This is a genomic window from Amycolatopsis lurida, assembly GCF_900105055.1.
Lineage (GTDB): Bacteria > Actinomycetota > Actinomycetes > Mycobacteriales > Pseudonocardiaceae > Amycolatopsis > Amycolatopsis lurida.
On sequence record NZ_FNTA01000003.1, the window covers coordinates 302,144 to 325,548 of the forward strand.

The 23,405-nt window shown below is 68.0% G+C and carries 27 protein-coding genes; 11 read left to right on the forward strand and 16 right to left on the reverse strand.

Going from position 1 to position 23,405, the window contains the following annotated elements:
• The first annotated feature begins 2 nt into the window (after nt 1–2).
• The 3 genes from BLW75_RS03800 to BLW75_RS03810 are packed head-to-tail and all read left to right on the forward strand — an operon-like array spanning nt 3 to nt 2,177.
• Nucleotides 3–770, forward strand: coding sequence for an NAD(P)-binding domain-containing protein (locus tag BLW75_RS03800; RefSeq protein WP_034320649.1), 768 nt, complete (start codon nt 3–5; stop codon nt 768–770).
• Nucleotides 767–1,525, forward strand: a complete 759-nt coding sequence (locus BLW75_RS03805) for a putative protein N(5)-glutamine methyltransferase (RefSeq protein WP_034320653.1) — start codon at nt 767–769, stop codon at nt 1,523–1,525. Before BLW75_RS03800 ends, BLW75_RS03805 begins: the two co-directional genes overlap by 4 nt.
• Nucleotides 1,526–1,535: 10 nt before the next feature.
• On the forward strand, nt 1,536–2,177 hold the full coding sequence (locus BLW75_RS03810) for a class I SAM-dependent DNA methyltransferase (protein ID WP_034320748.1): 642 nt from the start codon (nt 1,536–1,538) through the stop codon (nt 2,175–2,177).
• A gap of 1 nt (nt 2,178) precedes the next feature.
• On the opposite strand, the gene BLW75_RS03815 is transcribed toward BLW75_RS03810, so the two are convergent.
• The 7 genes from BLW75_RS03815 to BLW75_RS03845 form a co-directional block, all read right to left on the reverse strand.
• Nucleotides 2,179–3,000 carry a class I SAM-dependent methyltransferase gene (locus BLW75_RS03815; RefSeq protein ID WP_034320656.1) on the reverse strand — a complete coding sequence of 274 codons (822 nt, stop codon included), beginning with the start codon at nt 2,998–3,000 and terminating at the stop codon, nt 2,179–2,181.
• Between the two features lie 50 nt (nt 3,001–3,050).
• Entirely contained in the window at nt 3,051–3,203 is a 153-nt protein-coding gene (locus BLW75_RS43125) for a hypothetical protein (protein WP_198935822.1), read from the reverse strand.
• Complete coding sequence (locus BLW75_RS03825) at nt 3,200–3,640, reverse strand: VOC family protein (RefSeq protein WP_034320751.1); 441 nt, start codon at nt 3,638–3,640, stop codon at nt 3,200–3,202. The genes BLW75_RS43125 and BLW75_RS03825 overlap by 4 nt, the downstream gene beginning before the upstream one ends.
• Nucleotides 3,641–3,728: 88 nt before the next feature.
• Complete coding sequence (locus tag BLW75_RS03830; protein ID WP_091596710.1) at nt 3,729–4,265, reverse strand: DUF4303 domain-containing protein; 537 nt, start codon at nt 4,263–4,265, stop codon at nt 3,729–3,731.
• Between the two features lie 18 nt (nt 4,266–4,283).
• A complete protein-coding gene (locus BLW75_RS03835) occupies nt 4,284–4,733 on the reverse strand; it encodes a pyridoxamine 5'-phosphate oxidase family protein (RefSeq protein WP_158005420.1) in 450 nt (149 codons plus the stop codon).
• Between the two features lie 29 nt (nt 4,734–4,762).
• A complete protein-coding gene (locus BLW75_RS03840; RefSeq protein ID WP_034320663.1) occupies nt 4,763–5,245 on the reverse strand; it encodes an SRPBCC family protein in 483 nt (160 codons plus the stop codon).
• On the reverse strand, nt 5,242–5,568 hold the full coding sequence (locus BLW75_RS03845; protein ID WP_034320666.1) for an ArsR/SmtB family transcription factor: 327 nt from the start codon (nt 5,566–5,568) through the stop codon (nt 5,242–5,244). The genes BLW75_RS03840 and BLW75_RS03845 overlap by 4 nt, the downstream gene beginning before the upstream one ends.
• Nucleotides 5,569–6,348: 780 nt before the next feature.
• On the opposite strand from BLW75_RS03845, the gene BLW75_RS03850 reads away from it, so the two are divergent.
• The gene (locus BLW75_RS03850; RefSeq protein ID WP_034320667.1) at nt 6,349–7,329 is read left to right on the forward strand and encodes a tyrosine-type recombinase/integrase; all 981 of its coding nucleotides are present in this window, start codon (nt 6,349–6,351) and stop codon (nt 7,327–7,329) included.
• Between the two features lies 1 nt (nt 7,330).
• Here the strand turns inward: BLW75_RS03850 and BLW75_RS03855 are convergent, their stop codons facing one another.
• Nucleotides 7,331–7,714, reverse strand: coding sequence for a hypothetical protein (locus BLW75_RS03855; protein ID WP_034320669.1), 384 nt, complete (start codon nt 7,712–7,714; stop codon nt 7,331–7,333).
• 66 nt (nt 7,715–7,780) lie between these two features.
• Between BLW75_RS03855 and BLW75_RS03860 the strand changes: the two genes are divergently transcribed.
• A complete protein-coding gene (locus tag BLW75_RS03860) occupies nt 7,781–8,560 on the forward strand; it encodes a glycerophosphodiester phosphodiesterase family protein (RefSeq protein ID WP_034320672.1) in 780 nt (259 codons plus the stop codon).
• Nucleotides 8,561–8,618: 58 nt separating this feature from the next.
• On the opposite strand, the gene BLW75_RS03865 is transcribed toward BLW75_RS03860, so the two are convergent.
• Nucleotides 8,619–9,293: a transglycosylase family protein gene (locus tag BLW75_RS03865; protein WP_034320674.1), complete on the reverse strand. Its 675-nt coding sequence runs from the start codon at nt 9,291–9,293 to the stop codon at nt 8,619–8,621.
• 270 nt (nt 9,294–9,563) lie between these two features.
• Here BLW75_RS03865 and BLW75_RS03870 point away from each other — a divergent pair, with 270 nt between their 5' ends.
• The 3 genes from BLW75_RS03870 (at nt 9,564) to BLW75_RS03880 (ending at nt 12,327) form a co-directional block, all read left to right on the forward strand.
• A complete protein-coding gene (locus BLW75_RS03870) occupies nt 9,564–10,964 on the forward strand; it encodes an MFS transporter (RefSeq protein WP_034320677.1) in 1,401 nt (466 codons plus the stop codon).
• 30 nt (nt 10,965–10,994) lie between these two features.
• Nucleotides 10,995–11,753 carry a thymidine kinase gene (locus BLW75_RS03875; protein WP_034320681.1) on the forward strand — a complete coding sequence of 253 codons (759 nt, stop codon included), beginning with the start codon at nt 10,995–10,997 and terminating at the stop codon, nt 11,751–11,753.
• Nucleotides 11,754–11,979: 226 nt separating this feature from the next.
• Nucleotides 11,980–12,327: an RNA polymerase-binding protein RbpA gene (locus BLW75_RS03880; RefSeq protein WP_005151365.1), complete on the forward strand. Its 348-nt coding sequence runs from the start codon at nt 11,980–11,982 to the stop codon at nt 12,325–12,327.
• Nucleotides 12,328–12,445: 118 nt separating this feature from the next.
• Here BLW75_RS03880 and dapA read toward each other — a convergent pair whose 3' ends face one another.
• Entirely contained in the window at nt 12,446–13,351 is a 906-nt protein-coding gene (gene dapA, locus BLW75_RS03885) for a 4-hydroxy-tetrahydrodipicolinate synthase (protein WP_034320686.1), read from the reverse strand.
• Between the two features lie 73 nt (nt 13,352–13,424).
• On the opposite strand from dapA, the gene BLW75_RS03890 reads away from it, so the two are divergent.
• A complete protein-coding gene (locus BLW75_RS03890; RefSeq protein WP_034320689.1) occupies nt 13,425–14,417 on the forward strand; it encodes a LysR family transcriptional regulator in 993 nt (330 codons plus the stop codon).
• Here the strand turns inward: BLW75_RS03890 and BLW75_RS03895 are convergent.
• The 3 genes from BLW75_RS03895 to BLW75_RS03905 form a co-directional block, all read right to left on the reverse strand.
• Nucleotides 14,310–15,095 (reverse strand): SDR family NAD(P)-dependent oxidoreductase, encoded by a 786-nt coding sequence (locus BLW75_RS03895; protein WP_034320692.1) that lies wholly within the window; start codon nt 15,093–15,095, stop codon nt 14,310–14,312. The two genes, BLW75_RS03890 and BLW75_RS03895, sit on opposite strands and share 108 nt — an antisense overlap.
• A 69-nt stretch (nt 15,096–15,164) precedes the next feature.
• The gene (locus tag BLW75_RS03900) at nt 15,165–16,433 is read right to left on the reverse strand and encodes a sigma-70 family RNA polymerase sigma factor (RefSeq protein WP_034320694.1); all 1,269 of its coding nucleotides are present in this window, start codon (nt 16,431–16,433) and stop codon (nt 15,165–15,167) included.
• A 44-nt stretch (nt 16,434–16,477) separates the two neighbouring features.
• A complete protein-coding gene (locus BLW75_RS03905) occupies nt 16,478–16,852 on the reverse strand; it encodes a DUF4406 domain-containing protein (protein WP_241783993.1) in 375 nt (124 codons plus the stop codon).
• A 51-nt stretch (nt 16,853–16,903) separates the two neighbouring features.
• Between BLW75_RS03905 and BLW75_RS03910 the strand changes: the two genes are divergently transcribed.
• Nucleotides 16,904–17,701, forward strand: coding sequence for a DeoR/GlpR family DNA-binding transcription regulator (locus tag BLW75_RS03910; protein WP_034320699.1), 798 nt, complete (start codon nt 16,904–16,906; stop codon nt 17,699–17,701).
• On the opposite strand, the gene BLW75_RS03915 is transcribed toward BLW75_RS03910, so the two are convergent.
• From BLW75_RS03915 to BLW75_RS03925, 3 genes are read right to left on the reverse strand one after another with little or no spacing between them, the layout of a single operon-like run.
• Complete coding sequence (locus BLW75_RS03915; RefSeq protein WP_034320701.1) at nt 17,655–18,422, reverse strand: polyprenol monophosphomannose synthase; 768 nt, start codon at nt 18,420–18,422, stop codon at nt 17,655–17,657. The two genes, BLW75_RS03910 and BLW75_RS03915, sit on opposite strands and share 47 nt — an antisense overlap.
• Before the next feature lie 26 nt (nt 18,423–18,448).
• Nucleotides 18,449–20,041: an apolipoprotein N-acyltransferase gene (gene lnt, locus BLW75_RS03920; protein WP_034320703.1), complete on the reverse strand. Its 1,593-nt coding sequence runs from the start codon at nt 20,039–20,041 to the stop codon at nt 18,449–18,451.
• 9 nt (nt 20,042–20,050) lie between these two features.
• Nucleotides 20,051–21,661, reverse strand: coding sequence for an amidohydrolase (locus tag BLW75_RS03925; RefSeq protein WP_034320757.1), 1,611 nt, complete (start codon nt 21,659–21,661; stop codon nt 20,051–20,053).
• A gap of 142 nt (nt 21,662–21,803) precedes the next feature.
• Here BLW75_RS03925 and BLW75_RS03930 point away from each other — a divergent pair, with 142 nt between their 5' ends.
• Nucleotides 21,804–23,198, forward strand: a complete 1,395-nt coding sequence (locus BLW75_RS03930) for a KamA family radical SAM protein (protein ID WP_034320707.1) — start codon at nt 21,804–21,806, stop codon at nt 23,196–23,198.
• Nucleotides 23,199–23,405 lie beyond the last annotated feature (207 nt).

Consider the following 23,405-nt stretch of genomic DNA (forward strand, 5'->3'; position numbering starts at 1 on the left):
CCATGGACTACGGATTCGTCGGCGCGGGCGAGATCACCGCCGCCATCGTCGAAGGCCTCAGCAAGGACATCACCGACCCGCCCTCGATCTTCCTCTCACCCCGCAGCCGCAGCGTCGGCCAAGAACTCTCGGCACGCTTCGCCAACGTCCAAGTCCGCGACAGCAACCAAGCCGTCCTCGACAGCGCCGCGACGATCGTCCTCGCCGTCCGCCCGCCGATCGCCGAGGAAGTCCTCCGAGACCTCACCTTCCGGCCCGATCACGTCCTGATCAGCGCCCTCGCCGGCGTCCCCCTCGACCGGTTGCGTGACTGGGCCGCGCCTGCCCGCGAAGTCGTCCGGAGCATTCCGCTGCCCCCGGCCGCACGCCGCCAAAGCCTCACCGCGATGTACCCCGACAACCCTGAAGCCCGAGCGCTCTTCGACAGCATCGGCGGCAGCGTCGTCCCCGCCGCCGAGAAGGACCTCGACGTCTTCAGCGGCGCCACGGCCACCTTCGCCGCCCACCTCGACTACCTCGGCACCATCGCCGCCTGGATGACCGACCAAGGCATCGAAGACACCACGGCGACCACTTTCACCCGGCACATCTTCGGCCAGCTCGGACACGCCCTCGTCCAGCAGAGCGGCTCCCTCGAAACCCTCACCGGCAAACACATGACCCCCGGTGGACTCAACGAACAATTCCTCACCGACCTGCGCACGAACGGCGTCCCCGACACCGTCCGCCACGCACTCGACGGAATCCTCACCAGACTGCGAGACCAGTGACCGTCATCGACAGGCTCCGGGCCGCCGGATGCGTCTTCGCCGAAGACGAAGCCGGGCTCCTCACCGCCGCAGCCCACACCCCGGCCGAACTCGACACCATGGTCCAACGGCGCGTCGACGGCGAACCGCTCGAAGTCATCCTCGGCTGGGCCGAATTCCACGGCCTGCGCATCACCGTCGAACCCGGCGTCTTCGTGCCGCGGCAACGCTCCGAACTCCTCGTCCGCCACGCCACCACCCTTGCCGCACCAGGCGCGGTCGTCCTCGACCTCTGCTGCGGCACCGGCGCGCTCGGCGCGGCCATCGCCGCCGAACTCGGCGACATCCGGCTCTACGCGGCCGACATCGAGCCCGCCGCCGTCCGCTGCGCCCGCATCAACGTCGCCCAAGCCAGGGGAGAGGTCTTCGAAGGCGACCTCTACACGCCACTACCCGCGACGCTACGAGGCCGCGTCGACATCCTGGTCGTCAACGCCCCGTACGTCCCCACCGACGCCATCGCGATGATGCCGCCCGAAGCACGCGACCACGAACCCCGCGTCGCCCTCGACGGCGGGCACGACGGTGTCGACGTCCACCGCCGCGTCGCCGCCGAAGCCCCACAATGGCTCGCGCCGGGCGGGCACCTGCTGATCGAAACCGGCGAAAACCAGGCCGCGAGCACCGCAGAAGCCATGGCGCACAACGGATTGACCCCCGAAGTGATCACCGACGACGACCTGTACGCGACGATTGTTGTCGGTGCCCGCGGCTAAGGTCGCCGCCGTGACCGACTACCTCCGAACCACCCGCACCGCCTACGACACGGTCGCGGCCGACTACGCCGAGCTCCTCCGCGACCACCTCGCCGGATCCACCTGGGACCGAGCGGTGCTCGGCGCCTACGCCGAACTCGTCCAGGCCGCCGGCGGCGGCCGTGTCGCCGAAATCGGCTGCGGACCCGGCCGCATCACCGAGTACCTCCACCAGCTCGGGCTCGACGTCCACGGCGTCGACCTCTCGCCGGAAATGGTCGCCGTCGCCCGGAAGTGGTACCCACACCTGGACTTCCAGGTCGGAGAGATGCCCGGATTGTCCATTGAGGACGGCACATTGGCCGGCGTCGTCGCGTGGTACTCGATCATCCACACTCCACGCGAGCGGCTGCCGGAGATCTTCGCCGACTTCCACCGGATCCTGGCCCCGGGCGGCCACCTGCTCGTGGCCTTCCAGGTCGGCGACGAAGTACGCCACATCGAGCACGCGTACGGGCACGACATCTCCTGCGACGCCTACCGCCTGTCGCCCGAGAAGATCACCGAGCAGCTGGGGGAGGCGAAGTTCAGCATGCTCTCCACCCTCGTCCGCGAACCGTCGGAGGAGTTCGAAAGCACACCACAGGCCTACTTGATCGCCCGCAAGCAGTAGCTCAAGGGCGCCGGGCCTCGACGAGCCAGGCCGCCGAGCCGTAGAAAACACCTCGGTCGGTCTGGTGCTCGGCGAGATCAGCCCGCAAAGCGGCCACGGCCGCGGCACGCGTGGCCCCATCCAGATCGCTCAACCGACCACCGTGCTGCTCGACGATGAACTCGGCCGCATCATCCACGTCCTGACCGAAGTACATCGGCTTGTCCACCGCGGTGCACCGGACCTCGGAGTACCCGGCCGAGACCAGCAACCTCTCGATCTCGGCCGGGTCGCTCAGCGCGAGATCCGACGACGGCACCTCACGACCGGCCGCGAAGATCGTCCGGAACGTGGTGATCCACTCGTTGAGCCGCAACGGTTGCCACGTCAGCAGCACCAGACGGCCACCAGGCCGGGTCGCCCTGGCCAAGTTGGAGAACGCAGCCAGGGGAGTACCGAAGAACATCGACCCATGCCTGCTGATCACCACATCGAACCGCGCTTCGGCGAACGGATGGATCTGCGCGTCCACCTGTGCGAAAGAGACATTGGGAACGCCTTCCTCCCCGGCGAGCCGACGAGCGAGAGCCAGCATCTCACCAGAGAGATCGACACCCAGCGCGGAACCGCGGCCGGCGAACCGTGCGGCGTCCCGCGTCGTCTGACCCGCACCGCAACCGACGTCGAGGACGTTGTCAGTCGGTCTGATGCCGGCCGCGGCGAAGAACGTGTCGCGATAAGCGGCGACACCGTCGTTGAACCGCTGCGCACGCTTCGCCCAAAGAGCGCCGTCATCACCGTCCCACGCCTTCAGCATCCGCTCGTTGGACGGATCGACACGCATCTCGGCAACCCCCAGGTTCGCTTTCGAAGGACGACCCTAGCGCGAACCCGTCAGCGGAACGCGGCGACGTTCCTCGCGGCCCAATCGGCGAACGACCGCGGCGCGCGGGTATCACCGAGAAGATGCTCGCCCAGTCCCTGCGGGCTGACGGAGTTCGGCCGGGACATCAGCGAGCCACTGGTGGAACTGTTCGACCGGGTCACCCGGCGTCTGGCCCCTCCCGACCCGAAGCAGCGTTCGCGATGTTGACCATCCAGGTGATCCCGAACTTGTCCACGAGCGCGCCGGCCTCGTCACCCCACACCTGCTTCTCCAGTGGCATGGTCACGGTGCCGCCGACGGACAAATTCTCGAAATGGTCGCGCAGCTCGCCGTCGCCACCTAGGTAGACCGCGACATTGTTGCCAGGGGAGTGCGGCACGTCCTCGATCTGGCCATCGACGTCACACGCCATCAGCGTGTATCCGTGCGAGGTGACGAGCTCGGCGTGCATGACCTTGTCGGCGTCAGGGGAGTCCGGTGAACCGAAGTCCGCGATCGTGCCGATCTCCAGCTTGCCGCCGAGTACCTGGTGGTAGAACTCCATCGCCTGCCGTGCGTTCCCGTTGTACCTGATGTACGGGTTGAGTCGAGACCCCATGAGATTTCGCATGCCCTCCGTGTATTCGGTGAAGCGCGAGCATTCCACCGAATACACGACACCCTGTGTCGGATATTCGCGGCAAGATTCAGGCCCAGTAGGTCAACCAAGCATCCAGCGCCGGTCCGGGTGGGTTGAGCCGACGAGCCCGGGCCACGTTGTCCTCATCGTCAGGAACGACCTCGACCAGGACCAGCACGTTCGCGCGAGCCTCGCCGACACCGAACAGCCCTTCGTCGGCCAGCCTGCGCAACGCGGTCTCCATCGCGCGCAGCCGAAGCTCGAACTCCGCCTCTGATGCGTCGTCGTCGGCGATGTCGAACACCTCCGGCCGGGCGGCGAACATCTCGCGGACCGGGGTCAGGTATTCCTCGCCCACAATCGAAAACGGGGAATCCGCGTAGGAGTAGCGAACTTCGGCGGCGTCCGCTCGCTGTGCCAGTGCCTCGCGAGACCACGCCGACAGCGCCGGGCCGAACGCCTCGCCTGGCGTGGTCAGCGTGAGGTAGTAGAACGTGTGGCCGGGGTTGTCGCGAAACAGGTCAGTGACAGCCGCACGAGTTGCCGTGGTCAACGCGTCCGCAAGGTCGGCTTCAGTAGGCACCACCACGGCATCGAACCACACCAGGCCGCGCGTCCACGGTCAGACCAGCCATCGGCCGGAGTTCATCAGTGTCCTGCCACGGAGCTCGGCGAACGAGCGCCATGCTTGTACCCGAGTCGGAGTGAGCTGGAGGTAGACGAATCCGGGTGTATGCCGCGGGTCAGGGCCACCGCGTAGCAGGGAAGCAAACGGGTCGGCGATGGCCGGATCAATCGCGTCGGGCTCGATGATCTCCATCGAGCCGTCGATCATGACCACGTCGTAGTGCTGGCCGATGGCTGCTCGCGCTCGTGCGGTCGCGGCCACGTTGGTCACCGTTCGGCTGTTCGCGAAGGTCGCGAAGGTGAGCACCTCGCCGTTGTAGTGGAACAGGAGCGGGACGAGATGTGGGCCGTCGGTATCGCCCGTTGCCAACCACGCGGTGGTTTCCGAACGCAGCAACTCGAGCACATCGCTCTTACGCTGCAAAGGCTTTCGAGGGGGTGACATCGTGTCGCCGGTAAGCCCCGATGTCGCCATCAGCGGACCCCGGCCAGCAGCTGGGCATAGCGGGTCAAGTACAGCGGCCAGCCGGCATCGCCTCCCACGCCGTCGCTGACGGCTTTCCAGTCCGGTCCGTGGCGGTCCAGCTTGCGGTGTTCGAGTTCCACCCGCGTGCGGTGCGCGGCTTCGGCGATGAAGCGAACCTCGACCTCACTCGTGTGCTCGTGGTCGCGTTCAATTTGCCATTGAGGGCTGATGTCCCAGCTGAAGACGACGTGATGCGGGGGATCGTAGGTGAGAATTCGAGCCCACCTGCACTCGCTGCCATCGGCCCCGCGGTCGAAAATGTGGCCACCGACGTGGGGTTCGAACACCGTCTCGACGATCTCGACCTGAAGGAGATTGTGCTCGGGGGGCTTGAAGTCGCCGAACCGCTCGGTGAAAACGATGAAGGCCCGTTCGATCGGGGCGTTCACCACGATCTCCTTGCGGACCACCGGGCTCGTTGCCTGGGTCATTGCTTGTCTCCTTCGGGTTGTTCGACGGCGTCCTTGTAGGCGGACAGCGCGCGGCTCCAGTAGGTGTCGAGCTGATCGCGCAAAGCGCCCACGGCTGTCGCATTGAGCCGGTAGATGCGCTTGGTACCGACAGGGCGGTCGGTGACCAGCCCCGCGACCTTGAGGGCCTTGAGGTGCTGGGATACCGCTGGTCGGCTGATGGGCAGCTGGTCGGCGAGTTCACGGACGGACTGCGGCCGCTCGGCGAGGCACTCGATGATCGCGCGCCGACTCGGATCCCCGAACGCGCTCCACGTGGCGTCAGATATTCGGTAAGTGCCCACGAACCGTAAGCCTAGACTTACGGAGCTTCCATCGCAACGGGCGAGCGGTCTTTACCGGTAAGTCTGCGTATCTCGTGCCGATCGGTCGGGGGTGTAGCGGATCCGAGGTCGCCCGACGAGTTGGCAGGCGCCAGGGCGTGAACCTGTCGATGTCCGATCACGACCTAGGACTGCCGCCGAGTCGCATCAGGGGCTTGTGGGTGAGGGGCCGCGACACCTGCGCAGAGACTTACTTGACATAATGTACATTATCGGCACTTTGGCCGACCTGGATAACGTTGGTCGAGAGGGGCCCCAAGGGTGGGCTGAAAGCGTCCTTCGCCGCATGTCATGCAGTGAAGGCGCCCCTCGCCGCGTCAGATGCGGGCATGGCTCCCTTCAGCCCCCAGGGCCTCCAGGCCGCGGATCTCCTGTGCCGACCCAAGGCGCCCCCGGGGACGCGAAACGGATGTCCGATCACCCAGCCCCAATACGTCACTGTGACGAATCAATATGGGCTCCGGGGGCTGCAGATGATCAACGGAGGCACTCGGCTCGGATGGATCACTTCGAGCCAGCTAGTCAGCCAGCCTGGGCGACGGCTCGGGCTTCAGTCGTCGCCCAGGCGGCATGCACCGATTCGCTCAGAACACACACAAGAGCGACCCGGTCGTGACGCCCGAAGGGCGGCGAGCGAACCGAGATCCCCCGTGAGGGGTTTCCGGATCCGTCACTCTGTTTCATGCATAATCACTATTATGCATGAAACAGAATATAACCCACTGTAAGACTGTCGGTGCCATGCGGTACAAGATGTTCATGAGGGTTTCCGAGGCACAGCAAGCCTTTTTCGCCGCACGTCGTCCCCGTAAGGATTCTCCTCACACCACCGACGCCTACCGCCGCGACCTCGCCGGCATCACCGCTCTTCTGCTCCGCGAGTTGGGCCGCTCCCCTGACGAACTCACCGTCGAGATGCTCACCGCGCAGGCACTCCGTAACGCCTTCGGTGCCTTCGCGGACACCCACGCGAAGAGTTCGGTGCTCCGCGCCTGGTCGACCTGGAATCAGTTCCTCACTTTCTGCGTGTCCGACGGGTTGCTCGCGGGCAATCCGATGGGCGCGGTCGCGCGGCCGAAGGCGCCTCCGCTGACGCCGAAACCGTTGCGGGGTGAGGAAACCCCGGAGCAGTTGCTCGCGGCCGCCGCCGACGGCTCGCGCCGGACGCGGGATCCGTGGCCCGAGCGGGACGTCCTGGTGATCGCGCTGGGGCTGGTCGCCGGGCTGCGCGCCGCGGAGATGCGGGCACTGACCGCGCGGTCGCTGGTCGGCCGTCAGGGCGAGATGCGGCTGCACGTCCATGGCAAGGGAAGCCGCGACCGGTCGATCCCGGTGCAGCCGATCATGGAGAAGATCATCGAAGAGTATCTGGCCTCCTGCCGTCGCCGGTTCCCCCAGCAGCGGTTCGGGCCCTCCACTCCCCTCCTCCGGGATCGTGCCGGCGAGCCGATCGGCCGCGGTGCGCTGGAGTACCTGGTCAAGTCCTGCTACCGGTGGGCCGGCCTGCACGACCGCGTACCGGTCGGGGCGAACCTCCACGCGTTGCGGCACACCTTCGCGACACGGCTGGCGGAGGACGGCGCGACGGCGTCGGAGATCATGGCTCTGCTGGGGCACGCGAGCCTCGCGACCAGTCAGAACTACATCGAGGCGACGGGGCGTGAGCAGCGTGCGGCGGCCGCGAGCAACCGGACGTACCGGGCGCTGGACGGGATCGTGTAGCTCAGCGGAGTTGTTCGAGGTCCTTGGCGGCTTGGGCGATTTCGCCCGCGAGGCCACGGAGTTCGGCGACGGAAGCGCCATCGTCGGCCGCGGTGACGACGTCTTCGGCGGCGCAGCGGAGCTGGAAGAGCCTGTCCTGCAGAGTGGCGATCTCGGTGTCGGAGAGGACGACGGCATCTTCGGGAAGGCCGCTGCGCTGGAGGGCGGTGCGGCGTTCGTAGGCACGCTGGCGGCAGGATTGCCCGCAGTAGCGGCGGCGCCTGCCGACGTTGCCGCCTTGTTCGAGCCGTCGGCCGCACCATCCGCAGTGTTTGGGTGCTCCGGCGCGGCGTAGCTCGGACACCTCTTCGGCGGACGTCTTCGGGTGTTCGGCCACTTCCCTCACGGGTCTGACCCTAGCTGGCCATCCGGCGATCATGCCGGGGCCACGACCGAAGTGCACACTAGTGGGGTGCCGACACTGTTCCCGTATCTCGCCGACCCGCTCCCGCGTGCTTTCGCCCATCGGGGCTGGCACCTCGGTGACCTGGAAGGACTGGAGAATTCGTTGCCCGCCTTCCGGCAGGCGGTGACGGAGGGTTATCGCTATCTGGAGACGGACGTGCACGCGACGTCGGACGGTGTGGTGGTCGTTCATCACGACGCGTCGTTGGACCGGACCACGGACGGCGCGGGGTTGATCTCCCGGCAGACGTGGGCTCAGTTGCGGACGGTCAAGGTCGGTGGACGTGTGCCGTTGTCGCGACTGGAGGACGTCCTCGAGGAGTTGCCGGAGGCGCGGTTCAACATCGATGTGAAGTCGAACGAGGCGGTCGCGCCCTTCGTGCGAGTGATCGAGCGGACCGGGGCCTACGACCGGGTGGCGGCGGCGTCGTTCTCGGACGCGCGGCTGGCGCGGATCCGGAAGCTCGCAGGGCCGAAGCTGGTGACCGCGATGGGGCCGCGTTCGGTGGCGGTGATGTGGGCGAACGGGTTCTTGCCGTTGGTGTCGTTGCGCGCGTTGTCGCGGGGTGCGATGGCTCAGGTGCCGGTGCGGCAGGGGCGGTTGAAGGTGGTGGACCGGGCGTTCCTGCGGCAGGCGACGCGTGGGGGTTTCGAGGTGCACACATGGACGGTGGACGATCCGGCGGAGATGCGGCTGTTGCTGGATCTGGGGGTGCACGGGATCGTGACGGACCGGCCGGATCTGCTGCGTGAAGTGCTTCGGGAGCGCGGCGCTTGGCCTTCCTGATCCGCGTTCAGTCCGCTAAATGCGTTGTCAGCGCATTTAGCGGACTGAACGCGGGGGTTCAGCGGGGCGCCTTGCCGTTCCAGGCGGCGTCCCAGGTCTTGGGGCCGAGCCGTCCTGAGTCGTTGATGCCGTTGGCTCGCTGGAGCGCAAGGACGGCTTCGCGGGTCTTGTCGTAGTAGCAGCCTGTTCCGGTGAAGCCGTAGCCGAAGGCGTTCATCCGCAGCTGGAACTGCTTCAGGGGTGCCGCGCAGTCGCCGTAGGCGTAGACGACGCCAGGCCAGGCGGGTTTAGGGCCGCCGGGCGGAGCGGGCGGGGTCGGCTTCGGCTTGGGTTGAGGCGGTGGTGCGGGCTGTCCTCCCCCGCCGATGTAGGCGGAGTCGGCGTAGGACGGGACTCGTTTGCTGCGGCCGTCGCTGTCGTTGCGGAAGCCGAGTTTGCCGGCGCATTCCCAGGGCTGCCAGCCGCGCATGCGGTAGAGGTAGAGGGCCCGGTAGTCCTGCTCGCGGGGGGCGGCCTGGTCGGGTCGCCCTTGGCCGCCGACGCTGCGCCAGGTGGGCAGGTCGAACTGGTAGGCGCCGTAGTAGCCGTTGCCGGTGTTGATGTTGTAGCGCCCGCTCGATTCACACATGCGGAGCTTGGCCCAGTGGGAGCCGTGGGGATCCGCGGCGGCGGATCCGGTGGTGGCGATCTGCAGGCCCGTCACGGCGAGGGCGAGCAGGAGCGTTCTCGCCACTACGCGGTGTGCTGTGCGAAGGCGATGGGTCCTCATGAGCGGAACAGTAAGTATCCGTCCCGTGCTTCACAAGAGTCACAGATCGCTCACCAGCCTCACACGAAACACACAGGGATCGCGGCAGCGACACGCCGACGATGGTCGGGAAGGTGCCCGGGAAAGGTTCGTCCCGCGTCGAAACGAACACGGTCCGGACTCGTGCCGGACAGGTGGGTGTGATCACCAGTAGTCTCCCGCTGACCTCGACGTTCTCGACCTCAGGAGCAGTGCATGACGGTGGCCGTGACCCGTGAACGCAAGCGGGTGTGGCGGGCTTGGTACCTCTACGACTGGGCCAATTCGCCGTTCTATTCGTCGGTGATCACCGTCTTCGGAGCGCTCTATTTGAGCGAGATCGCGTCGGCGGACGCGAAGACGAATTTCACCCTTAACGGGGACAGGGCGTGCACCGATTCGAGTGGAGCTTCGAGCACCCTTCAGAACTGCGACGTCTCTTTGTTCGGGCTCCACTTCCCCGCGGGTTCGCTGTGGGGATATCTGCTGTCGATCGCGACGGTGACGCAGGTGCTGGTGCTGCCGATCGCCGGCGCGATCGCGGATCGGAGCAGGCACAAGCGGCGGATCCTCGGCGGGTTCGCGTTCCTGGGCGCGGTGGCGTCGGCGGCGATGTTCTTCATCGCGGGGACGAACTGGGAGGTCGGGGTCTGGACGTTCATCCTGGCCAACATCGGTTACGGCGGTGCGCTGGTCGTCTACTACTCGTTCCTGGTGGACATCGCCGAGCCCGATGAGCGGGACGCGGTGTCGTCGAAGGGCTGGGCTTTCGGGTATCTCGGCGGTGGTCTGGCGCTGGCGATGCAGCTCGGGTTCTTCATGGGGCACGAGTTCTTCGGGGTGAGTGAGGGGCTGGCGATCCAGATCTGCTTCCTGACGTCGGGGATCTGGTGGGCGGTGTTCACGATCCCGGCGGTGCGGGCGCTCCCCCAGACTCATGTGCCGAAGTCGAGCGCGCGGGGCCTGTCGGTGCTGACGGCCGGGTTCAAGGAGCTGAAGCAGACGATCAAGGAGGCGAGGGCCTATCCCCTGACGCTGGCGTTCCTCGGGAGCTATCTGGTCTTCACCGACGGGATCACGACGGTGGTGGCGGTGTCGGCGCAGTACGGCAAGGACGAGTTGAAGTACAGCACCCAGGTGCTCATCGTCACGATCCTGGTGATTCAGTTCCTGGCGTACGCCGGGGCGATGGTCCACGGCGCGATCGCGGCGCGGATCGGGGCGAAGAAGACGATTCTGGGCAGTCTGGTGGCCTGGGTGGTCGTGTTGTGCTTCGCGTTCTTCATCGAGGCCGGCCAGCCGCTGCAGTTCTACGCGGTGGCGGTCGGGATCGGGCTGGTGCTGGGCGGCACGAACGCGTTGTCGCGGTCGTTGTTCGGGCAGATGATCCCGGAGGGGAAGGACGCGCAGTACTTCTCGCTGTACGTGGTCGGTGAGCGGGGGACGTCGTGGCTCGGTCCGTTGTTGTTCGCGGCGGTCGGGCAGATCACCGGCTCGTTCCGGTACGCGATCATCGCTTTGGTGATCTTCTTCGTGCTCGGGTTCGTGTTCGTTTGGCTGGTGCCGGTGCGCCGGGCGATCGAGGCGGCGGGCAACCGACCACCGGCGGTGCTGTGAGGGCGGAGCGTGCCGATAGGGTCGAGCGTCGTGACCGTACTGAAGGAGAGTGGCCCGGATCCCACCGACGCGTTGTCGTCGGTGCCGGTGGCGGGTTCACGGCGGGGTGTGCCGGTCGTCGGGAAGCTGAAGTTCTGTTACGGGCCGATGGACTGCGGAAAGTCGACGCTGGCGTTGCAGATCGACCACAACCACGCGCGGCAGGGTCGTCGCGGGATGGTGCTGGTGCGGCATGACCGGTCCGGGGAGCCGCAGATCACGAGCCGGATCGGGTTGACGCGCAAGGCGATCGAGGTGGGGAACGAGACCGATCTGCGGTTGCTGGTGCGTGAGCAGTGGGCCGCCGGGCGGCATGTGGACTACCTGATCGTCGACGAGGCGCAGTTCTTGTCGCCCGATCAGGTGGATCAGCTGGCTGAACTGGCCGATGACGTCCAGATCGACGTGTACTGCTTCGGGATCGCCACGGATTTCCGGAGTGTGTTGTTCCCGGGTGCGGCGCGGTTGTTCGAACTGGCGGACGAGCTGCAGCCGGTTCAGGTCGAGGTGCTGTGCTGGTGCGGGCAGACTGGGCGGTTCAACGCGCGGGTGTCCGACGGCGAGGTGCTGCGGGCTGGGGACACCGTGGTGGTGGCGGATACCGAGCAGATGGTCGTTGAAAGTTCATCGGCATCACGTTCTGAGGGCGAACCGAACACGGTCCGTTATCAGGTATTGTGCCGTCGCCACTTTCGACTGGGCGACCTGGGGCCTACCTCGGCCCAACACGGTCAGTTACGGTTGACGTGACAGGCGTACTACTAGCCCATCTGGGGGATATCCGCACCAAGATGGCCGTATTGACGTCACGCCAGAGCGCGAAACCACTCCTACTAGGAGAAGCTGTTGCCACCGGGTGACACAGCTCATCGTGAGCAAGGACATGCCGTCCAGGGAATCCTCTGGCCTTCAATGTCGTTGCATAGGGTGAGCATCACCCTGGCTCCACCCGGAGCTGACTGAAAGGACCCCCATCATGGCCGACCGTGTTCTCCGTGGAAGCCGGCTGGGAGCGGTCAGCTACGAGACCGACCGCAACCACGACCTCGCGCCTCGGCGCACCGTGCGCTACGCCTGCCCCAAGAACCACGAGTTCGAGGTGCCCTTCTCCGACGACGCCGAGATCCCCTCGGTGTGGGAGTGCAGGCTGCACGGCAGCGAGTCCGAGATCGTGGACGGCGGGCAGCCGGAGCAGAAGAAGGTCAAGCCCCCGAGGACGCACTGGGACATGCTCCTGGAACGTCGTTCGATCCCGGAGCTCGAAGATCTGCTCAACGAACGTCTCGCCGAGCTGAAGGGACGCAGGACCACCCGGTCCGCCTGACGCACGGCACAAGTAGCTAGCCCCACCACGAACACGGCGAAGCCCCCGCGACCTCCCTCCGCGGGGGCTTCGCCGCGTCTCGGGGATCTCGTGAGTGGTTAGGACGGTTAGAACCGTCCTAACCACTCACGAGCTCTGACCGACTCAGCGCAGGCGCCATGGCGGCGCGAAGCCGCCGCAAGTGCTCCGGCGGTGATTCGAGCAGCGGAAGCCGGACTGTCGCGTGCGGGATGACGCCGAGATCGGCCAGCGCGGCCTTGGCCATGATCGCTCCCTGCGAAGTGCGCATGACAGCGTCCGCCAGAGGAAGCAACGCGGCGTTGAGGGTCCGCGCCTTGTCGAGGTCTCCCCCGCGTACGGCGGCGATGAGCTCGGCGTTCCGGTCGGCGTAGGCGTTGCCCACGACGCTGACCAGGCCGGTGGCGCCCGCGGCGAGGTACGGCAGGTTGAGTTCGTCGATGCCGCAGTAGAAGGCCAGCCGGGTGCGCGCCATGACGGTCATCGCTTCGAACAGGTCGCCTTTGGCGTCCTTCACGGCGCGGATCCTGGGATGGCGGGCGAGCTCGATGAGGGTCGCCGCGTCCATGGCCGTCCCGGTGCGGGCCGGGACGTCGTAGAGCATCACGGACAGCTCGGTGGCGTCGGCCACGGCCAGGCAATGCGCCACGATCCCGGCCTGCGTCGGCTTGGAGTAGTAGGGGCAGACGAGCAGGAGCGCGTCGGCGCCGGCTGCCTCGGCTTCCTTCGCGCGCCGGATGCAGGTGACGGTGTCGTAGGTGCCGACGCCGGCGATCACGCGTGCCCGGTTCTCGACGCGGGTCGCCACGGTGTGGACGAGCCGGGTGGCTTCGGCGTCGGTCAAGGTGGGAGCTTCGCCGGTGGTCCCGCCGACGACGATGCCGTCGCAGCCGGCGCCCAGCAGGTGGTCGACCAGGCCGGTGAGGCCGGGTTCGCAGAGTGCGCCGCCGGGTTCCATCGGGGTGACCATGGCGACGAGGTTGGAGCCGAAGAGGGTCTCGGTCATGTGGTCGATCCTGTCGGCGGCAATACCTGCGGTCCAGCGACGGTTTTTGGCCGATATTGCGTAGCCTTGCTTCATGATCGAGGTCGGGGCTCTACGGGCACTGCGGTCGGTGGCCGCTTTGGGGACGCTGGCGCGTGCGGCGGACGAGCTGGGGTTCACGGCGTCGGCGGTGTCGCAGCAGATCAAGCGGTTGGAGCGTCAGATCGGGATGCCCGTGCTCGCTCCGGCTGGGCGCGGGGTCGTGCTCACTCCGGCAGGTCAAGCCGTGGTCGACTCCTCTCTAGAGGTGTTCCAGGCGCTGGAACGCTGCGCGGAGGCCGCCCAGTCGGTGGCGGAGGGCGCGCCTCGCGGTGTTCTACGGGTGGCCGCGTTCTCGACGGGTATCCGCGGGCTCCTCGCCCCTGTGCACCCGCGGCTGCTGGAGCGCTATCCCGATCTCCGGCTGCACATCACCGAGCAGGATCCCGACCAGGCGTCGCACAGCGTCGAGGCAGGCACCGCCGACCTCGCGCTCCTGCATGACGCCGACGGTTTGCCCGTCCCGCTCTCCCCCGCCCTGGCCCGGCGCCTGGTGCACACCGACCTCGGCGACGTCGTCATGGCCGGGACCCATCCACTGGCGCGAGCCGAATCGCTGCTGGACGGCGTGGACCTGGCCGGGCACGCGTGGGTCACCAGTCCACCGGGCACGGTCTGCCATCAGTGGTTCCGGCGCCTGTTCGGCGGGCTGCCGGACGAGCCCGACGTCCGGCATCTGGTGGACGACTTCTCCACGCAGTTGTCGCTGGTCGCCTCCGGCGAAGTTCTCGCATTGATCCCGCGGCTGGCGCGCCCGCCCTTGGCCGAAGGGCTCGTCGTCCGGCCATTGCGGCGCCCGCCGACACGCGAGGTGCACGCGGCGTGGCGCCGCAGCGCCGAGGCGAGCCCGGCGATCCGCGCCGTCCTCGCCGAACTCCGGTCAGCTGGGGAACATGCTGGTCACGTTGACGAAGGTGCCGGTGATCCCCATGGCGTCGTCGGAGGCCAGGAACGCCAGTGTGCGGGCGACCTCGGCGAGGCGCGGTGAACGCTTGGTCATCCGGGCCTCCTTGAGGCCGTTGAGAACGTTTTCCACCATCTCCGGGCTCGCGGGCAGCTGGTTGTTCACGGCCGAGAGCTTCTCGGGGGTGAAGGTCTCCGGGATCCCCGCGACCCAGATGCCGAGCGCGCGGACGCCGTGCGGTCCGATCTCGACGGCGAGGTTGCGGATGTAGGTGTCCAGCGCGGCGTCGATCGAACCGGTCGCGCCCATCATCGGGCTGCCCTGGGCGGAGCCGCTGTCGAGGGCGAGGATGACGCCGGAGCCCTGGGCGATCATGTGCCGAGCGGCCGCGCGGGCGGTGATGAAGTTGGTCGTGATGCCGGTGGTGATCGGGCGGACGTAGTCCTCGACCGACATCTCCACGAGCGGGATTCCCTGGATGTCGCCGCGCGGGACGAGGTTCAGGGAGATGTCGATACTGCCTGCCTTTGTCACGACGGACGCCGCGTGCTCGTCGACCGCGGTTTCGTCGAGGCCGTCGACGACGGCGACTTCGGCCAGTCCCCCGGTCTCCTTGATCTCGTCGGCGAGTTTCGTCAGCGCCGGTTCGTGGCGGCCGGTGAGGAAGACGCGGGCGCCGCGCGCGGCGAACTCCTTGGCGACACCGCCGCCGATCGATCCGCCGGCGCCGTAGATGACCGCGTTCTTGTTCTGGAGGCTCATGAGGGTGTTCCTTCCGCGTTTTCGGGTTCGACCGTTGAGACGCGGAAGGAACGTGGATCTCATCGGTCCTCAGGTGAGGGTCAGCGGCAAGCCGAACGCGGGGAACAGGTGCGGTTCGAAAGCGGTGATCTCCACGACCTTTCCGTCCTCGATCCGCAGGACGTCGAGCACCTGCGCGCGGTAGACCCGGGTGCCCGGCCGCCGGACGTAGCCCGCCGCCGCGGGGAGGCGGTTCGCGCTGGTCGGGAGGTGTTTCCACTCGCCGAAGTAGGTCGGTGACGCGGGGTCGAGGGACTGGGCGACGAAGTCGAGGAAGACGTCGCGGCCGGAGAACCACAGCGGGTTCGGCGGCATCGTGACCAGCACGTCTTCTCGCAGCAGCTCGGCCATCACCCGGCTGTCGCCGTTGCCGGTGGCGGCGGCCATGTAGCGCCGAAGGATCGCTTGCTCCTCCTCGGTCACCTGGGCGGTCCGAACCCAGTCGGCGCGGCGTTCCGGGAGGCGTTCGCGCAGGGTGGGGCGGGCGCGCTGGAGTGCGCTGGTGACCGACGCGACGCTGGTTTCCAGCAGGTCGGCGGTCTCCGCGGCCTTCCAGCCGAGGACGTCGTTGAGGATCACCACGGCCCGTTGCTTCGGCGGGAGGTGCTGGATCGCGGCCAGGAAGACGAGCTCCATCGTTTCCCTGGTCTCGGCGATCTCCGCGGAGTCGTCCGGGAACGGTTGCAACCAGGGCATGAACTGGGGCGGTTCGCCCTGCTGGTCGACGTCGGGCAGCGGGTCGTACGGACGCGGGACCCTTTTGTTGCGCCGCAAGAAATCCAGGCAGGTATTGGTGGCGATCCGGTAGAGCCACGCGCGGAAACTCGACCGGCCTTCGAAGCCCTCGCGGCCGCGCCAGGCCCGGAGGAAGGTTTCCTGGACCAGGTCTTCCGCGTCGTCGTAGGACCCGACCATGCGGTAGCAGTGCACGCGCAGTTCTCGCTGGTGCTGCTCGATCCTCTCGGCGAAGTCGACCTCGTCCACGGTTTCCGTCACGGGTTCCGGTGTGACGTTTTCTTCTTCGCTCCGGAGCGCCAGTTGCGCGATGCGCCGCAGCCTGCCCACGTCGGCGGTGAGCGAGGTGAGATCGGTGAGGAGAGCTTCCGCCGGCCGGGGTGTCAGCCGGTTCGCGACGCGGCCGACCTCGGCGATGAGGGCGTCCACGTCGGGGGCGGGGTCACGCCGTGACCGGTAGGCCCGCTGGCGGCACGCGGCCGAGCAGTAGACGGCCGCGCGTCCGCGGGAACCCGCCTTCGACGGCAAAGGGCTTTCGCAAACCCCGCAGACCTGACCGGTCACGGCTCACCTTCCCCCGTAAACGTCACGCTCGGCCGAGTTACGCATTATGCGGCTTGATAGCCCGGGATGTCCTCGACACGGTGATAGACCGCGAGCCCGCGGGAGAGCGCGATGGCGACGTCCTGATCGGCCCCGGCGGAATCACCTGGCAGCCGCAGAACGGCGTCGCAGTGGTGAAGCAGGCGATCGGCCGTCGGATACATGATCTCCTTCGCGATCGGGTCGGCGACGGTCTTCCCGCCGGCGCCGCGCAGCACCGGGAGTGCGACCCACTCGCCGATCATCGGCACGTGCCCGCTGCGGAAGATCGGCCAGGCGGCCTCTTCGAGCCGGGCGAGGTTGCGGGCGAGGAGTTCGGGGTCGTCGCCGGTGCCCGAGCGGAACGGTCCGGCGATGAGGATCATCAGAGGTTTACTCATGCGGCGGAGCATAGTGTGCAACAATCGGCAGGAACAAGGAGGAACGTGCACATGTTGGCTGCGCAACGACGAGACCTGCTGCTGGAACGACTGAAGACCGAAGGCCGCATCGTGGCCAAGGATCTCGCCGCCGAACTCGGCATATCAGAGGACAGCATCCGCCGTGACCTGCGAGAACTCGCGGACGCCGGGCTCTGTCAGCGGGTCTACGGCGGAGCCCTGCCGGTCTCCCCGGCCACCGCGGACTACGCGACGCGCATGGCGGTCAGCGTCGCGGGCAAGGAACGGATCGCGAAACGTGCAGCAGCGTTGATCCACCTGGGATCGACGGTCATCCTCGACGGCGGCACGACCGCGCTCGCGCTGGCGAAGGCGCTCCCCGTCGACCTCGAAGCGACGATCGTCACGCACAGCCCCACGGTCGCGGCCGCGCTCGTCACGCATCCGAAGGTCGAGGTGTTCCTCATCGGCGGGCGGCTCTTCAAGCACTCCGCCGTCACCTGCGGTGCGGCCGCGGCCGAGGCGGCCGAGGGCATCAACGCCGACCTGTTCTTCCTCGGCGTCACCGGCGTGCATCCCGAGACCGGGCTCACCACCGGCGACTCCGACGAGGCCGCGATGAAACGCACCCTCGCCAAACGGGCCGCCGACACCTACGTGCTGGCCAGTTCGGAGAAGATCGGCGCGGCCTCGCCGTTCACCGTGCTCCCCCTGTCCGACGTCGCGGGCGTGATCACCGACGCGGCCCCGGACGAGCCGACGGTGAAGGAGCTGGGGAAGCTCGGCGTGAGCGTGCTGGGGGTCAGCCCTTCTTGGCCAGCCCGCGAAGCTGCTGCCAGCGACGCTTGAGCCCCCACAGACCGACCAGGACGATCGCCTCACGCACGACCGAACCGCTCATCTTCGACTGGCCGACCTCGCGCTCGGTGAAAGTGATCGGCACCTCGACCACCTCGAACCCGGCGAGCGCCGTGCGGAACGCCAGGTCGATCTGGAAGCAGTAGCCGCGCGAGGCGATCTCGTCGAGCGGGAGCTTCTCCAGCACCGTGCGGCGGTACGCGCGGAAACCCGCGGTGATGTCCTTGATCTTCGTGCCGAGCGCGATCCTCGCGTAGAGGTTCGCCACCCAGGACAGCGCCTTGCGCTGGAACGGCCAGTTCACCGTGCTGCCACCGGGAACGTACCGGGAGCCGATGGACAGATCCGCGTCCTCGAGCGCCGCAAGTACCCGCGGCAGATCCTCCGGCGCGTGCGAGCCGTCGGCGTCCATCTCGACGATCGTGGCGTAGTCGCGAGCGAGACCCCAGCGGAAACCCGCGACGTACGCCGCGCCCAAACCGGCCTTCTCGGTCCGGTGCATCACGTGGATCCGCTCGTCGGCCTTCGCGAGCTCGTCGGCGACGTCACCGGTCCCGTCCGGGCTGCCGTCGTCCACCACGAGGGCGTTGACCTCCGGGAGTGCTTTGAGCAGGCGCTCCAGGATCGGGCCGATGTTCTCCCGCTCGTTGTACGTCGGGACCACCACCAGCACCGGGTCGATTCCCTGGGCCCCCCGTGGCGCCTGCGCCATCCGCTTTTCCTCCGTGTTCCGGCGGGTCAGCCCGCCGCTTCCCTCGTTGCCTTGGCGGCGCTCGCGCGCCGGGTGCGGAAACGCAGCACGTACCCGCCGGTAACCCCGGCGATCGCCAGGGCGAGCAGCCCGTACTCCGTCGTCACACCGAGTAGATCCGACAGCGTAGTCTGCTGCCTCAGCGGTACGCGCCCCACCAGGGAGTCTGCGGTGAACAGGCTGGTAGAGGCCATGATCGAACCGTCCGGCGCGACGATCGCGCTGACTCCGCTGGTGGCGGAAACGATCACCGAACGCCCATGCTCGACCGCCCGCAGCCGCGACATCGCCAGCTGCTGGTAGCTCATCTCCCCCGGTCCGTACCAGGCGTTGTTGGTGGGTACGACGAGCAGTTCCGCGCCGTCCGCGACCGACTCCCGCGCCGGGTAGTCGAAGGCCGTCTCGTAGCAGATGAAGACGCCGACCTTGGTGCCCGCGACCGACAGGGCGGCGTTGGCGCCGTCACCCGGTGTCATGTTCGCCACGCTGTCGACGAACGGTGTCACCAGCTTCGCGAGCTCACGGGCCGGGACGTACTCGCCGAACGGGACGAGTTGCTGTTTGGCATAGCGCTGACCCGGGCCGGTGACCGGATCCCAGACGAGCGCGGAGTTCTGCGCGCTTCCGTCGGGCAGCCGGACCAGCGCGCCGATGATCGCCTGCGTGCCGTAGTCGCGGACCATCCGATCGACGCCGGGGTCGCCGGTGCGCATGGCCATCGCGGTCTCGGGCCACACGAGCAGGTCGACCTTCGTATTGCTCGCCTTGAGCTTTTCCAGCAGCCGGGCGCTCTCGGCGAGGTGGTTGCTCCGGAGTTCGTCGCGGCGGCCTTCCAGCGCCAGGCCGATATCCGGGGCGTTGCCCTGCACCGTGGCGACGGTGAGTTCGCCGTCCTGGGCCTCGGTACCGATCGTCGGCCACACCGCGAGTCCCGCCACCACGGGCACCAGCGTCAGCGCCGACGCCGCCACCAGGGAACGCCGGGGGTGGGCGCCCTTCAGCCGCAGGCACAGTGCCGCGAGCCCGAAACCGGTCGCCACGACGGCGAGACCGACCAGCGGCGCGCCGCCGATGGAGGCCAGCGAGACGAAGGCGCCTTCAGGCTGGCTGAACGCGACGCGGCCCCACGGGAAGCCGCCGAAGGGGAACCAGGTGCGCGGTGTCTCCAGCGCGATGATCACCAGAGCCGCCCACAGCGGCCCGAGCGGCAGCCTCCACACCACGGTGGCGAACGCCCCGCCGAAACCCAGGTACACCGACAGCGCCATCGCCAGTCCGAGCCACGGCCACGGCCCGAAGCCCGGCCCGAGGAAGTCCAGCAGCCACGTCAGCAGCGGGAGGAAGAACCCCATCCCGAACACGAACCCGTAACCGAACGCGCCCCGGAACCTCCGCCCGTGCACCACCAGGGCGAAGCCGGTGAACGCCAGCGGCGCGAGCCACCACAGCGGACGCGGAGCGAAACTGAGGTACAGCGTGAATCCCGACGCCGCGGCGACGAGGAAACGCACGAGCCAGGCGCGGGAGAAGCGCTTCCGGGGCGCCGCTTCGGGATCCGGATCGGTCACGGTCGTGGACACTCCTGAACCCTAGGCCGTGCGGGTGAACAGATCGTGGATGACCTGTCCGCCGCGGACCGTGCGCAGACAACGGGGCAGTGTCGCGCCCTCCGCGAGGTTCGGCAGCGGGGGCACCCCCGCGCGCGGGTCGGTCGACCAGCGCTGCACGCGTGAGTCCGGTGTCGCGACGACGAGGTCTTCGGCATCCCAGATCGCGTAGTGCGCGGGAGCGCCCGGGACCAGGCTGCCGGTGACGCCGTCGTTGACCCCGGCGGCGCGGTGTCCCGCGCGGGTGTGGGCGGTGAAGGACGCGCGGGCGGACAGGCCCGAACCCGGCGTGCGGTGATAGGTCCCGGCGCGGACGGTGGCCCATGGGTCGACCGGCGTGACAGGGGCGTCGGAACCGAAGGCGAGCAGGAGCCCTTCGGCGGCCATGGCGGCGAAGGGATTGAGCTTCGCGGCCCGTTCCGTGCCGAGGCGGTCGGTGTACATGCCGTGCGCGCCGCCCCATTCCGCGTCGAACTGCGGCTGGACCGAAGCGACCACACCCCAGCCCGCGAGCGCCTTCGCCTGGTCGACGTCGATCATCTCGACGTGTTCGAGCCGGTGGTGGCGGGCGGCCAGCGCCCGGCGTCCGACGGTCTTCTCCGCGAGCCGGAACCCTTCGACGACCTCGGCGACGGCGGCGTCGCCGATGACGTGGAACCCTGCCTGGAGTTCCGCCTCGGTGCAGGCGCTGATGTGTTCGGCGATGGCGGGAGCGTCGAGGTAGAGCGTCCCGGAAGTGCCGTGGGCGTCGGTGTACGGCTCGTGCAGGGCGGCGGTGCGGGAGCCGAGCGCGCCGTCGACGAACAGGTCGCCCGCGACTCCCCTGGCACCGAGCGCGCGGGCGGTGTCGACGCCGCCGCGTTCGCCCCAGTAACCGACGACCTCCGGTAGCCCTGGTTCGGCGGCCAGCGCGAGCAGGTCGGTGAGGTCTTCGGCGCCGGAGATGTCCGGGCCCGCGCATTCGTGGACGCTGACGACTCCGCGCGCGGCGGCTGCGGCGAGGAACGCGCGCTGGGCTTCGCGGCGCTGCTGCGGCGTGATCGCCTCACGCATCGCGGCGCGCACGAGGTGGTGGGCGTCGCGGGTCAGCGGACCGTCGGCCGACCAGCCCGGCGCTTCGTGCACGCCGGCGGCGAGCGCGACCAGCGCGCTGGAGACGAGCGCCGAGTGGACGTCGACCCGGCTCAGGTACACCGGTGTCCCGTTCGAGGCCTCGTCGATCTCCGCACGGCTGGGCAGCCTGCCGTCGGTCCAGCGCGATTCGTCCCATCCGTGCGCGACGAGCACCTGGCCGGGGCGGACGGCGTCGCGGACGGCGGCGAGGAGCTCGCCGGCGCCGCGGACGTTCGTGAGGTTCAGCCCGGTGAGGTGCAGGCCGGTCGCGGTGGCGTGGACGTGCGCGTCGACGAAAGCCGGGGCGACGAAAGCGCCGTCGAGGTCGACCACCTCGGCATCGGGATGCAGGGCCTTGGCCGGGCCGTCCTGCCCCACCCAGACGACGGTGCCGTCGGTGATCGCCATGGCGGTGGCGTCGGGGGCCGAGGGGCTGTAGATACGCCCGCCGAGGAGGAGCGTGCTTCGCGCGTTCGTCACGCTCCCGAGTTTGCAGCGTGCGGACGACCACGTGTCCGGCGGGTCGGCGAGATTTCGACACATCCCGCAAGACAGGAATATTTACGTCTTCCGAACGATGTGACAGGATATTTTCACGCGTTTCCGACGACGAGGAGTACAAGTGACTGCGATCCAGGAACCGACCTCGCCGGTGGCCGCCTACGATCAGCCCTACGACTACACCCGAGTCGAGCTGATCGAACCCGACTGGCGCCGCTTCCCCGGCTGGCACGACGTGACCGAGGCAGAGTGGCGTGACGCGCAGTGGCAGCGAGTGCACTGCATCCGCAACGCCAAGCAACTGCGCGCCCTCATGGGCGACCTGCTCGAGGAGCGCTTCTACGAGGACATGCTCGCCGACCAGCGCGAGATGGCCACGATGTCGATGCTGCTGCCTCCGCAGATGATCAACACGATGGCGCCCAACGCGGGCACCGACCCGGCGAAGGTGACCGAGGCCTGGTACGCCGACCCGATCCGCCGCTACATGCTTCCGGTGCGCAGCGATCGCGACACCGAGTGGCCGAGCCACCCGCACTCCGAACGGGACTCACTGCACGAGGCCGAGATGTGGGTCGTGGAGGGGCTGACGCACCGCTACCCCACCAAGGTCCTGGCCGAGATGATCTCCACGTGCCCCCAGTACTGCGGGCACTGCACCCGGATGGACCTGGTCGGCAACTCCACCGAGCAGATCGAGAAGCACAAGCTCTCGCTCAAACCGGTCGACCGCCAGGACGCGATGATCGAGTACCTGAAGAAGACACCCGGCGTGCGTGACGTCGTGGTCTCCGGTGGCGACGTCGCCAACGTGCCGTGGCCGCAACTGGAGTCGTTCCTCATGCGGCTGATGGACATCGACACCGTCCGCGACATCCGGCTCGCCACCAAGGCGCTCGCCGCCCTGCCGCAGCACTGGATCCAGCCGAAGGTCGTCGAAGGCCTCGAGCGCGTCGCCGGCACCGCCCAGCGCCGCGGCGTCAACCTCGCGATCCACACCCACGTCAACCACGCCCAGTCGGTGACCCCGCTGGTCGCCGAGGCCGCCAGGACCGCGCTGGACGTCGGCGTCCGCGACGTGCGCAACCAGGGCGTGCTGATGAAGGGCGTCAACGCGACCCCCGCCGAACTGCTGGACCTGTGCTTCGCGCTGCAGGGCGAGGCGAACATCTTGCCGTACTACTTCTATATGTGCGACATGATCCCGAACGCCGAGCACTGGCGGGTTTCCGTGCACGAGGCACAGGAACTGCAGCACGCGATCATGGGCTACCTGCCGGGTTACGCGACGCCGCGCATCGTCTGCGACGTGCCGTATGTCGGGAAGCGCTGGGTGCACCAGCTCGCCGAGTACGACCGCGAGCTGGGGATCTCGTACTGGACCAAGAACTACCGGACCGGGATCGAGCACGAGGACCCGGAGGCCTTGCAGCGCAAGTACCCGTACTACGACCCGATCTCCACGCTGCCCGAAGCCGGCCAGCGCTGGTGGCGCGACCAGCCCCGGCAGCCCTGACCGGCCAGCTCGGCGGGTAGGTCCCGAGGGGGCGTTTAGGCTCAGGTGCGAGCTTTAAACGCCCCCTCCGTTGTGCACGCTATTTGTGCTGGTCGGAAATGGTCACCCTTGGCCGCCGTCAAGCCGCTCGCGGATAGTTCTTGTCAGAAGCGAAAGCACCCAGGCCAGGTAGGCCCTGTCAACAGGCTTACCTGGCCTGGCCAAGAA